This window comes from Streptomyces sp. NPDC050534 (assembly GCF_044457745.1).
In the GTDB taxonomy this organism is placed as follows: domain Bacteria; phylum Actinomycetota; class Actinomycetes; order Streptomycetales; family Streptomycetaceae; genus Streptomyces.
Genome location: NZ_JBITHF010000022.1, coordinates 80,730 through 92,200 on the forward strand (window position 1 = coordinate 80,730; position 11,471 = coordinate 92,200).

At 68.4% G+C, this 11,471-nt stretch carries 8 protein-coding genes and 3 pseudogenes; 7 read left to right on the plus strand and 4 right to left on the minus strand.

What is annotated here, in order from left to right; translation table 11 throughout:
- Nucleotides 1-46: 46 nt before the first annotated feature.
- Nucleotides 47-940, plus strand: a complete 894-nt coding sequence (locus tag ACIBN2_RS44110) for a Gfo/Idh/MocA family protein (RefSeq protein ID WP_399143425.1) — start codon at nucleotides 47-49, stop codon at nucleotides 938-940.
- A gap of 264 nt (nucleotides 941-1,204) precedes the next feature.
- On the opposite strand, the gene ACIBN2_RS44115 is transcribed toward ACIBN2_RS44110, so the two are convergent.
- A complete protein-coding gene (locus ACIBN2_RS44115; protein ID WP_399143426.1) occupies nucleotides 1,205-1,327 on the minus strand; it encodes a hypothetical protein in 123 nt (40 codons plus the stop codon).
- 483 nt (nucleotides 1,328-1,810) lie between these two features.
- Here ACIBN2_RS44115 and ACIBN2_RS44120 point away from each other — a divergent pair.
- A pseudogene (locus ACIBN2_RS44120) lies at nucleotides 1,811-1,882 on the plus strand (hypothetical protein); the annotation flags it as partial.
- Between the two features lie 117 nt (nucleotides 1,883-1,999).
- Here ACIBN2_RS44120 and ACIBN2_RS44125 read toward each other — a convergent pair.
- Together ACIBN2_RS44125 and ACIBN2_RS44130 are read right to left on the minus strand one after the other, a co-directional pair.
- On the minus strand, nucleotides 2,000-4,033 hold the full coding sequence (locus ACIBN2_RS44125; RefSeq protein WP_399143427.1) for a SpoIIE family protein phosphatase: 2,034 nt from the start codon (nucleotides 4,031-4,033) through the stop codon (nucleotides 2,000-2,002).
- Between the two features lie 14 nt (nucleotides 4,034-4,047).
- A complete protein-coding gene (locus tag ACIBN2_RS44130; protein ID WP_399143428.1) occupies nucleotides 4,048-4,359 on the minus strand; it encodes a hypothetical protein in 312 nt (103 codons plus the stop codon).
- Between the two features lie 394 nt (nucleotides 4,360-4,753).
- On the opposite strand from ACIBN2_RS44130, the pseudogene ACIBN2_RS44135 reads away from it, so the two are divergent.
- A pseudogene (locus ACIBN2_RS44135) lies at nucleotides 4,754-4,957 on the plus strand (transposase); the annotation flags it as partial.
- A gap of 78 nt (nucleotides 4,958-5,035) precedes the next feature.
- On the opposite strand, the pseudogene ACIBN2_RS44140 reads toward ACIBN2_RS44135, so the two are convergent.
- Nucleotides 5,036-6,205, minus strand: a pseudogene (locus tag ACIBN2_RS44140) (IS3 family transposase).
- 191 nt (nucleotides 6,206-6,396) lie between these two features.
- Between ACIBN2_RS44140 and ACIBN2_RS44145 the strand changes: the two are divergent.
- The 4 genes from ACIBN2_RS44145 (at nucleotide 6,397) to ACIBN2_RS44160 (ending at nucleotide 10,769) form a co-directional block, all read left to right on the plus strand.
- A complete protein-coding gene (locus ACIBN2_RS44145) occupies nucleotides 6,397-7,002 on the plus strand; it encodes an ABC transporter ATP-binding protein (RefSeq protein WP_399143429.1) in 606 nt (201 codons plus the stop codon).
- The gene (locus ACIBN2_RS44150; RefSeq protein WP_399143430.1) at nucleotides 6,999-7,865 is read left to right on the plus strand and encodes an ABC transporter permease; all 867 of its coding nucleotides are present in this window, start codon (nucleotides 6,999-7,001) and stop codon (nucleotides 7,863-7,865) included. The genes ACIBN2_RS44145 and ACIBN2_RS44150 overlap by 4 nt, the downstream gene beginning before the upstream one ends.
- 190 nt (nucleotides 7,866-8,055) lie before the next feature.
- On the plus strand, nucleotides 8,056-9,744 hold the full coding sequence (gene uppS / locus ACIBN2_RS44155) for a polyprenyl diphosphate synthase (protein ID WP_399143431.1): 1,689 nt from the start codon (nucleotides 8,056-8,058) through the stop codon (nucleotides 9,742-9,744).
- 257 nt (nucleotides 9,745-10,001) lie between these two features.
- A complete protein-coding gene (locus ACIBN2_RS44160; protein ID WP_399143432.1) occupies nucleotides 10,002-10,769 on the plus strand; it encodes a hypothetical protein in 768 nt (255 codons plus the stop codon).
- The last annotated feature ends 702 nt before the right edge of the window (nucleotides 10,770-11,471 follow it).

The following is an 11,471-nucleotide window of genomic DNA, read 5'->3' on the forward strand; positions in this document are numbered from 1 at the left end:
GACCTCGTTGACCGACAAGCGGCGCCCGCAGCCCTCCAGGAACACCGTGAACAGCTCAACCGACCTATGGCCGCACAAACCCGTCGATGTTGGCCTCGTCGGCGCGGGCCCCTGGGCCCGCGCCATGCACGCCCGCATGCTTGCCGCCGGCCCCGAGACGCGCCTCACCGCCGTGTGGGCGCGGCGGCCCGAAGCAGCCAGACAGCTCGCCACCCTCCACGGAGCCCGCTCCGCCGCATCCTTCGACGAGTTGCTCGACCAGTGCGAAGCCGTCGCCTTCGCCGTACCGCCCTCGGTGCAAGCCCAACTGGCGCCCCTCGCGGCCAAGCGAGGCAAGGCTGTGCTGCTGGAAAAGCCCCTTGGGCCGGACCTGCCCTCCGCCCAACGCGTCGCCGACGCCGTCCTGTCCTCTGGCGTGGTCTCCCAACTGGTTCTCACTAAGCGTTATCACCCGACTACCGTCGCCTTCCTTGATGCCGCACGCACTCGACACATCACGGGAGCGCGCTCCTGCTACCTCCACGGCGCCTTCCTCGGCGGCGACTTCGCCACCGGCTGGCGCCTGGAGCACGGAGCACTGCTCGACCTTGGGCCCCATCTGATCGACCTGCTGGACACCGCAGTCGGCCCCATCACGAGCATCCGCAGCACCGGAGACTCCCGCCGCTGGATCGAACTCAGCTGCGAACACGACAACGGCGCGGTTAGTCAGGCTTCGCTGTCGGGGGTCGTCGCCGTGCCCCGCTCCGTCACCCGCGTCGAACTCTTCGGCGCTGAACCCCCGTTGGTCTATGACACTGCCGAGATCGACCATGAGGAGTGCTGGCCGATCTTGCGCAGGGCCTTCGCCACCGCTGTACGCACCGGCCGCTCGACGGAACTCGATGCGGCACGTGGGTTGTATCTCCAACGACTCATCGATCAGGCGACCCAGCTTTGACATCCGTCGCCGTGGCGGGAAGGGCACCGCGGAGAAAGGAGGCGCACGACGGACAGCGTCCGCCCTACTGAGTTTTTCGTTAGTTCTGTGGGTGCAGGAGCTTGGGGGGTGTGAGCATGTTGGCGTGTCTTCCGAGTCGCAAGCCGTTGTTTCCAGCATCTGTGTTCCACCGCTGACGCGGCCGCAGTTGGCCGAGGCCCGTCGCATGCGGGCGGTTGAGTTGTTGGCCGAGCAGGACTGGCTGACGCTGGAGCGGCTGCCGGCCTACGCGCGCCCGAACTCAACCCGGTCGAACTGCTGCGGTCGGCCATCAAGACCTGCGAGCTGGCCAACCTTGCCGGTGACCACCTTGCAGATGTCGCTGACGCGGCCGAACGCGGCATCCACCGAGTCTGCTCCAGCGAGCAACTCCCGTGGTCTTTCCTCACGCACACTGGACTGACAATCCATGCCTAACTACCACAGAACTAACGAGAAACTCAGTAATAGCCGCGTTCAGCTCGCTCGTCGCTCTCGGGGCAGTGGTGGTGAGCTTCTTGGCTCACCGGCATCAAGTGGCGCGTGCGGCGGCTCTCGACGTTCGCGAGGGACACGTCGAAGCCCGGGAGAGAAAGTTGGAACGGCGAGAGGAGCGCATCCAGGCATCGATGATCGAAGTGCGTGTCAGCGCCTCACGGTCATCACTGCATGATGGCCGGGCGACGCCTCGGCTGGAGATCGTGAATCCGAGCAATCAGCCCATCGGAGACTTGGCGGCGGAATGCCGTGGTGTCCGGCGTGTTCGGTTCGGTTGCATCAGGTGGTACACGGTCGTTTTCACTGGTGCCGGATCCGCGCGATCCGCGCGGCGTGCGCCATGCCCTGGCCGTCGTGCTCACGCTGACCGCGTGCGCGGTATTGGCCGGCGCGACCTCGCTGCTGGCGGTTGGCGAGTGGATCGCGGATGCGCCGCCGCACGTGCTGGAGCGACTCGGCGTGCGCCCCGATCCGGTACTGCCCCGGAGGCTGGTGCTTGCTGAGGCGACACCGGGCACGCACACACAATGTCGGTTGGCTGAGTCACTGCCCGCCGACCAACTCCTGCTCACACCAGATGGTCTTGCCCTGGCGCCCGAACCTGGTCCCCCACCGGGCGGCGAGCTGAGCAACGATGTCCAGTCCGCGTCCACCCTCGTCGTGGGCGCGGGCGTGACGCAGGTGCGGTGCGGTGCTGCTGGCGTCGGACACCTCGCACAGGAGACTGCGGTCGCGGATCATGCGGAGCCGGATCGGGGGACGGCCGTAGCGGATGGCATTGGTGACCAGTTCACTGACGATCAGCTCCGTGGTGAAGGACAGGTCGTCCAACGCCCAGGCGGACAGCTGGTGTTCGGCCAGACGCCGTGCGGTTCCGACAACGGCCGGATCGCCGGGCAGAGTCCACTCTGCGAGGTGGTTCTCGTCCAGCCCTCGGGTGCGGGCGAGCAGCAGGACGGCGTCGTCCTCGTTCCGGCCTCGCATGAAGGCGTACACCGTTTCGTCGGCCAACTGGTGCAGGCTGTGGTCGAGTTGGCCCAGTACGCGGTGCAGCCTGTCCGTTGAATTCGGCGCTGAGCGGATGAGACCGTTGGTGAAAAGAGCCAGCAGGCTGCCGTCAGGAAGGTCGACGCGGGCCGCCTCGTACCCGCCTCTGCCCGTGCCGAGCAGGGGTCCGACCTGGGGTTCCATGATGATGGGCTCGCCGAGCGGCCCGACGATCACGGGGGCGGAGTGTCCGGCGCCGGCGGCGATACACGTGCGGGTCACGGGATCGGACACCGCGTACAGGCACGACGCGGTGACCGGCTCGCCTGTGTTCCGCGACAGAGCGGTGAGGGCATCGTCCAGGCGCCCCAGCAGCTCCTCCGGCGCCAGATCCTGCACCGCGAGCGTAGCCAGGGCCATGCGTACCTGCCCCATCGCGGCGACCACCTCGATACCGCTTCCGTTGACGGTGCCGACGGTCAGCGCGACCCGGCTACCTGACAGGGGGATGACGTCGTACCAGGTGCCGCCACCGCTCTCCGCGCCCGGCAGGTGCAGGGCAGCGGTGTCGACCGTGCTCAGCCGGGGCGGGGTACCGGGTAGCAGGCGCCGTTGAAGGGTGGTCGCGATCGCCCGTTCACGGGCGTAGCTGAGGGCGTTGTCGATGCTGAGCGCGGTGTGCTGGGACAGCTGCTCGGCGAGGGCGAGGTCCGCGTCGTCGTACGGGCGCGGGTCACGGCTGCGGTAGTAGCTGACCAAGCCGAGAACGGTGTCGCGTACCACGAGCGGGGTGACCAGGAAGGAATGGACGCCGGCCTCGGTCAGGTGCCGGGCCCGTTCCGGAGCGGTGGCCAGCCATGGCGTGTCCGGCGCAAGGTGACTGACGAGCCGTGGCGAGGCGTCCTGCAGACTCTGGGTGAACGGCGTCGGGAAGGGAAAGGTGGTCAGCTCGCCCGCGGGGGTTTGCCGCGCATTGTCGTGGCTCGAACGGGAGGCGAGTCGGCGCAAAGGCGCGTCCGCATCTACCGAGCCTGGGGAAACGGCGGCGCCGCGCAGCGCGTCGTCCAGCACGTCCACGGTCACCGCGTCGGCGAACCGGCCCAGCACCACCTCGCCGAGGGCGTCCGCGGTGACCCCCATGTCCAGGCTGGTGCCGATGGAACGGTGGGCGTCGTGGAGGATGTCGAGCCGGTCGGCCGCCCGCTGTCGCGCCGTGATGTCCTGGACGACGGCCACGCCCAGGACGGGCCCATCACCGAGGTGGACGCGGAACGCCGACACCGAGACCACCATTTCGCGCTCCGGGTCAGCGCGAGGGTGGCCGCGGATCAGGCGATCGCGGATCTGCCCTTCACCCGCGAGCACTTGGCGGCACAGTGCGGGGAGTTCGGGGTCGTGGAAGCCCTCGGCGACTTCGTCGATCCCCCGCCCCAGTACCGCGTTGCCGGGCAGGCCGCGTACTCCGCGCGCCGCGGTGTTGTAGCGCACGACCCGAAGCTGTTCATCGAAGACGTACAACCCTATGGGCGCCTGCGTGAACAGGGCTTCCAGCACGGTGGCGGACAGGTCCCCGTCGTCGGGTTCGGTCATCGGTATCGCCGGCCCTACGTTCGCGCCGCCGCGCCGGCGTCGAGGGCAGTGGTAGCTGTGATAAGGACGAGATCGCCATCCACCCGGTACATGATCCTCAGCGGCTCGCCGCCGACTGCGCCGCCCTGACGAAGGCGGCCGCTGAGGTCGCGGCGGAAGGCGTGTGCCTGCTCGGCGAACGCCGGATCGAGAAAGGGGGCGAAGACGTCGGGACCATCGAAGCGTCGTGAGCAGAGCCCGTTGCGAACACGGTCCGAGGAGAGCGGGGCGCAAGTCCGCCGATCTCTGACGTGACCGTGATCGACGGTGGGCGGGTAGTGGCGCATCAGGAGCCCTTTCCACTTCCGCGGCAGCGGAGCCGGACGCTGTCCACCAGCCTCGTGTGCGGGGCGGGCGAGAGCCAACTCGGGCCGCGCCAACTGGGTGAACCGGGTGAGCGTCCGCTCTCGTGAGTAACGTCGGCCCTTTCCCGTCCATTGTTTCTCCGACCAGTGCTCGCCGTTGGTGGCGAGCACTGGTCGGCCAGGGCGTGTCACCCACCAGTCCGCTCAGGTCCGGCATCGGCACAGGTACGCGCGATTGGCTGTGCATTCGCGACCGTGGCCCTTGCGCAGCCCTCCCTGGCGGCCCTGCGTGTGCAGTGACTCAGGGCGGTGCACGGGCTGGCACCCGGGGCGTGATTGCGTCCCTTGAGGGACACCGTTGGCGAATTCGGCCCCCCGCGCTGGCGTCGAAGGCACCATCGCCCAAGGGTTACGCCGCTGCGGCCTGCGCAGAAGCCGCTACATCGGTCCAAACAAGACCCGCCTTCAATGCGTGCTCACCGCTGCTGCCCTCAAGCTCGTCCGAGCCGACGCCTGGCTGACCGGGAACCCACTCGCCAGCGCCCACACATCCCGCTTCAGCCGCCTGCGCCCTGCATAGATACCGTCGAATTCGCCAACGGCCCCCCACGGGACATGACCAGGAAGGGGCTTCCACCTTGTTCGTGGACACCGGTTGTCATGCGGCGATGGCCAGAGTAGTTGATCTCTGTTCGAAGGCGACCGGCGCCAGGTAGCCGATCGTGGAGTGCCTGCGCCGGTGGTTGTAGAAGCCGAGCCAGCGGAAGACCGCGAGCCGGGCGGCTCGTGCGGTCGGCCAGCCGTGCCGGCCGGGAAGGATCTCCCGCTTGAGCGAGGCGAAGAACGACTCTGCGGCGGCGTTGTCCGCGGAGGTGCCGACCGCTCCCATGGATCGGAGGATCCCGGCCTGATGGCAGGCGTCGGCGAACGTCTTCGCCCCGTACTGAGCCCCGTGATCGCTGTGGAAAACGACGCCCTCCACCTGTCTGCCGCGAGTGCGGACGGCCGCGTTGAGCGCGTCGGTGACGAGCTCGGCCCGCATGTGATCGGCCATCGACCAGCCCAGCAGGCGACGGGAAAACATGTCGATGACGGTGGCCAGATACAGGAACTTCCCACCAGCGATGGGCAGATAGGTGATGTCGCCGACCCATGCCCGGTCGGAGGCGGACGCGGTGAAGTTCCGCCGCAGCAGATCGGGCACCGCCTGAGCGGCGGGATCCGGGATCGTGGTGCGGTGCCGCCGCTTCAACCTCCGCCCCTGGATACCGTCTTGGCGCATGAGCCGCTCGACACGCTTGCGGTTCACCATCACACCGTTGGCGCGGAGCTCGGCGGTGATCCGCTTGGCCCCGTACGTCCTCCCGGACTCTGTGTGGACCTTGCGTATCCGCCGGGTGAGTGCTGCGTCGGCAGCCTTCTTCGCGGCGCGCGCGGCGCGGTCTTCAGTCATCGGTAGAACCCGGACCGGGACAGATTCAGCACGGTGCACAGCCGCTTCACGCCAAAGGCGTCGCGATGGTCGGCAACGAACTCGAAGCGGCTCACCAGTTCGTCTCGCCCGCAAAATACTTGGCCGCCCGGCGCAGGATGTCGCGTTCCATCTCCAGCTCGCGGACCTGCTTACGCAGTGCCACGATCTCCGCGTCCTTAGTGGACTCCGCGATCGCCTCGGGCCTCTCGGCGTTCTCCGCGGCCTTGATCCACTGTCGCAGGGTCTCGTGGTTCACGCCGAGCTCGGCGCGATGCGTGAGACAGGCCGGTCCGACGAACGAGCCAGCGCCACCGCGTCAGCCCGGAACTCCGCCGAGTACTTGTAGGTCCCCACCTGAGACTCCTCTCCCTGGACTCAAGATCCAGTGTCGAGGTGTCCACGATCAAGGTGCGGGCCCACCGCCCCCGACCCCCCGGGGGCGCACCCGCTGAAAGGCGTCCTCGAACTGGAAACGTGCCGTTTCGGCCCCGTGATCGTTGTGCAGTCGGCGTAGGGCCGGTTCCGGAATGTGGGGGAGGGCGGCCATGGAGGTCGAGGGCGTGCACCACGCCTATGGTCGGCGTGTGGTCCTGCGGGGCGTGGACATGCGGCTTCGGGCGGGGTCCCTGTGTGGGATCGTCGGGGAGAACGGCGCGGGCAAATCGACGCTGTTGAAGATTCTTTCCGGTGAGCTGCAACCCGCGCGGGGCGTGGTCCGGCATGGTGGCCGGTTTGGTTACTGCCCGCAGCACGTGGTTCTCAACGACGCGCTGACGGTCCGGCAGCATTTGAGGTTCTTCCAGAGGGCCTACCGGCTGGCGGATTTGCGGTATGCCGAGCAGGTCATGGACGTGCTCGGGTTCGCCGGCTACGCCGATGAGCGGGCCGGGGCGCTCAGCGGTGGGACGCGGCAGAAGCTGAACGTGACGCTGGCGCTGATGCACGATCCGCAGGTGCTGCTGTTGGACGAGCCGTACCAGGGGTTCGACTGGGACACCTACCAGCGGTTTTGGGATCTGGCCGTGCGGTTGCGGGATGCGGGACGCTCTGTCCTGGTCGTCTCTCACCTGGCCTACGACACCGAGCGCCTGGACGCGTTGTGGCGTCTGGACGGCGGGCTGCTCCGCCCGGACGAGGCGGTGGCCGCGTGAGGTTTCACCTGTCCCGGTTCGCTCTCGCCACCGGCTTCGCGTTGACGGAGCACGGCCGCAACCGGTTCGCCATGGTCTTGGTGGTCCTGTTCGTTCCCCTGTGGACGACCCTTACCTACCTGGTGGCGCCCGATACCCCAGCCCCCATGCAACTGCATGCGACGGGCGAGAGGCTGTCCCCTCGTGGCAACGAGCTGACCGAGATCAGCGGCGCGCTCAACGCGATCACTTTGATCACCGGCTTCATGATGTTCGCCGCCACTTTCTCCGGCAGCCGCTTCGACCGTCGGCTGGCGGTGGCCGGCTATCCCCGCCTCCACCTCGTCCTGGCCAAGGTCACCGCACTGGCTCTCATCTCGGCGGTGGTCGCCGCATACGCCACCGCCGTCACCTGCCTGGCCTGGACACCCCGCCAGCCTCTGCTGCTGGCCGCCGCACTGTTCAGCGCCGGCTTCGTTTACGGCGCGCTGGGAGTGGGCTTCGGATCGGTGCTGCGCCGGGAGGTCGAGGGCATGTTCGCCATCGTCATGACCAGCGTCATCGACCTCGCGCTGCAGAACCCGGTCTCGAGTTCCGGGGCCGACAGCCCGGTGATGCGCTACCTGCCCTCCTATGGGGCCATGCAGGCCAGCACGGCGGCGGGATTCTCCGACACCCCGGTGCCACGGTATCTGGCCATCGAGTTCGCCTGGTTCGCGGCCGCAGCCCTGACCGCGCTGCTGGGCTTTTGCCGGAGCACGCGCAGCACCCTGCCAGCCAACCCCCACCTCCCTGAGCCCAGTTCGGAAAGCGGTGCCGCCTGTCTCCCCACGCCGCGCCGCGCTGCCGCGCCAGCAGCCACAGCCGACACGGAAACGCCCTGAGGTCCGCGCCGAGATGCCCACGACACCACAACCTGACCCCGCCGCCCTCGACACGGCCCCGCACACGCGGCCCGACCGAGCCACCACCCGTGCGCTGAGGGGTGCGGACCCTGCCGTGCGAGCGGCGTACCGGTTGTGCCGCCGCATCACACGACGGCACGACCCCGCGATCTACGCTCTTGTCCGGCTGATGCCGTCAGTGCTGCGCCCGGCGTGCTGGGCTTTGTGGGCGGCCGTCACCGCTCTTGACGACCTGGCGGACGAAGCGGATGTGGCGCCGGCCGAGCGCGCGGCCCGCGTCGAGGCGTGGACCAGGGCGCTGGAGCACGACCTGGCCGCGGGTACGAGCACTGATCCGGTCCGCTACGCCCTGGTGGACATGGCGGGACGCTGGCGTCTGGACCTGACCAGCCTGCAGGGCGCCATGGCCCAAACGCGGGACGACGCCCACGGTCTGCGCTTTGCCGACTGGGCCGCGTGGCGGGCCTGGTGCAACAAGGAGGTCGTGCCCTGGGTTGAGCAGGTCCGGTACCTGTTCGAACAGGCTGGCGCGCCCATGGCGCTACGGCTGGACCGACAAGGCGACTATGAGCGTTTCGTCGACGGCGCCCAGCTCACCGACGTCCTCACCGACCTGAGCACCGATCTCGCCCAGGGCCTCCTGCTCCTGCCGCAGGAAGTACTGGAGTCCTACCCCGGCGCAGAGACGGACCTGCTCCAAGGACGCTGGAGTCCACCTGTCGCGGCCTTGATCACCGAGCTGACGGCCCTGGCGCGCCGACGGGTGACCAGGCCTGCCATGACGAGAGGGATGCACCCCGGAGCGGCCATCGTGCTCGACACGGCGGCCGGCCTGATGCGTGCCCAGCTCGACGCCATCGAAGCGGCCGGTCCCACCCTGCTGCAACGGGCCCCGCGCCCCTCCCTCCTGACCCGCGTCCGCGTGCTGGCCCCCGCCCGTCTGCGCTCATCCCTGGCCTGGAGCCTGACACCCTTGACCGTGCCGGGCCCCCGACGCCCCGCCGCCACCGCGAACCTTCCGAGCCCGGTGGTCGAAGACACCGGCCTGCGACCGCCTCCACCCCATCTCAGTGGCGCCAGGCCCCCGCAGATCGATGCCGACCGGATGCCCGCCCACGTGGCGGTCATCATGGACGGCAACGGCCGTTGGGCCGAGCAACACAGTCTGCAGCGCTCCGAAGGCCACCGTGCCGGCACCGCCGCCGTCCGCGAGATCGTTTACGGCGCCCTGGAGATCGGCCTGCGCCACCTGACTCTCTATGCGTTCTCCACCGAGAACTGGAAACGCGACGCAGAGGAAATCACGGCGATCCTGGCTATCCTCCAGAGCGAACTCGACGAGGCCCCGTTCCGTGACCTGAACGTGCGCCAGCGCTGGGCCGGCTGGCCTGACAAGCTGCCGGAGGACCTCGTCGACTCGCTCAGGCGCGAAGAGCACCGCACGCGCGCCCGCACCGGACTGACACTCACCGTGTGCATCAACTACGGCGGCCGCGACGAGATCACCCGGACCGCCGCAGCACTCGCTCAGGCAGCCCGCGACGGCGACGTGGACCCCCACCTCGTCGGCGAGGACGACTTCACCCGCCACCTGCCCTACCCCGACATGCCGGACGTGGACCTGCTGTGGCGCACCGGCAACGAGCAGCGCACCTCCAACTTCCTGCCCTGGCACGCCACCTACGCAGAGCTGTACTTCACCCCCGGCTACTGGCCCGACATGGACCGACGCGACCTGTGGAAGGCCATCACCGAGTACAGTCGACGCCAACGCCGCCACGGCGCCGTCCCCGGGCCCGTCGCTTCCCGCGAAACCACCGACTGTCTGCTCACGCCCGAACTGCCCGCCCGCCACTGACGCGTTCCAGCTCAGCGGTCTTTCTCCATCCTTTTCCAGGATCGGCTTTTCGGCCGACACGCAGAGGTAGTCCCTGACTGGGCTCCGGGCCGGGTCGCGTCGTGTGGCGTCCGCCCCTCAGGAAGAGGCCACACGATCCGGTGAATGGGCTTCCTCTCACCAGATGGCGTCGTTCACCAGGTATGACTCCAATCGATCGACCGGCAATGCGCTCTCGTGGTTCCGGATTCTCATTGCTCCTGCGTACTGCCACGGCCGTGCAGGAGCGGGAGGACGCTCGCCCCGGTGGCCTGGGCGCACGACACCGCTTGTCGCGCCGTTCGGAGCGCCTGCTCGTATGCCTGTGGGCCGCTGGCACCGTTCTGATCACCTGTCTGACCGAGCCCCATTTCGGGCCGTTGGGTCAACTGGTTCTTGGGCTGGCTGCCGGTGGCAGTGTGACGTTCATGGCTTGGCACGAGAGCTCCTGGGTCCAGGTGCAGATCCTGTGTGCCGTCGCTGTGGCCTGCACGTTGGAGTTCGTGGGAACCCATGGCATGCAGTGGTGGGACTACCGGCTCGGCAACTTCCCAGCCTGGGTCCCCGTCGGCCACGCGGCTATCTTCCTCACCAGCGTCATCCTTGCCCGCACACCATCGCCTCGATGGCTGCATCGCGCCGCTTACGCCGGCCTGGCGGCGTGGACACTGTGGGGGCTCCTGCTGGCCGAGCGGACAGACTACAGCGGCGTCATCGGCCTCCTCCTCATCGCCGCGGTCCGTCAACACCCCGTAATGCGAGCGCGTATTCCATGGATCATCGCGGTGACCGCACCCTGCGAGTTCGCTGGCACCCTCTTCGGCCTCTACAGCTACCGGCCCCATGACATCACCGGACTGCTCCTCATGGGGAACCCGCCCTCCGGCCTTCCCGGCGGCTACGCCCTTGTCGACTTCGCGGCACTCCTCATGGCCAGCGCCGTGTACCAGGCGTGGCACCGGCACCGTGGCCCGGCCGAAGGCCGCAGCGCGCTCACGAGTGGGTGATGTGCGGGTGGACCTGGCTGATGAACTCCGGGACAAGTAGCGGGGCGTCGGCACGGTTGCCGCACATCAGTCTGAGCTTGACTCTGTCGGGGATCTTGAAGCGCTCGAGGTCAACTGCCCAGCGTTCGCCTGGACTTCGACCAGGGGATGCCGTGCTGGTCCAGGAAGGTCTGGAAGGCGGTCGGTGGCCGTGGTGAAGGGTCGCACGGCGGCTGGCGTCATCGCCGGCTCACGGCGGCGGCCGCCGCCCCTGCACGGTTCTAGGCAGTACCCGCTCGGCCAGCGAGAGCCGCGGGAAGAGGCGCCGCCGCTTCGCCGGCCCGGTGCAGGAAGCGATGTGACGTCAACTCCCAGGTTCGTCTGCCGTTGACGTCAGGGGTACCAGATGTCCTGCCAGGCGGGGTGTTCGAGGGCGAGCCGCAGGTCTACCGATGGCTCTTCCGCCGTGAAGGCACTGACGCCGACATCCGCCTGCTGAGGGCCAACAACGCTCAGACGCTCGACAACTCAGGCGTTGTCCTCTGGTCCAGTCGCCAGACGATCACGGCCCTCGGGAGAGCTGCACTTCGTGCCTTCGACCAGGTCACCCACGACCTCGGCGAAGAGGGCTGTCCGCGTACTCGTCTGAGTGCACCACCGAGTACGAAGTTCTGTGCACCACTGCTCAGGCCACGTCGGTGTCCCGCTCGATGGCCTGGAGGC

Excerpts from the sequence above, each read along its gene's own strand:
- ACIBN2_RS44125 (WP_399143427.1), bottom strand. The coding sequence starts at position 4,033 with ATGACCGAACCCGACGACGGGGACCTGTCCGCCACCGTGCTGGAAGCC.
- ACIBN2_RS44130 (WP_399143428.1), bottom strand. The coding sequence starts at position 4,359 with ATGCGCCACTACCCGCCCACCGTCGATCACGGTCACGTCAGAGATCGG.
- ACIBN2_RS44145 (WP_399143429.1), top strand. The coding sequence starts at position 6,397 with ATGGAGGTCGAGGGCGTGCACCACGCCTATGGTCGGCGTGTGGTCCTG.
- uppS (WP_399143431.1), top strand. The coding sequence starts at position 8,056 with ATGCCGTCAGTGCTGCGCCCGGCGTGCTGGGCTTTGTGGGCGGCCGTC.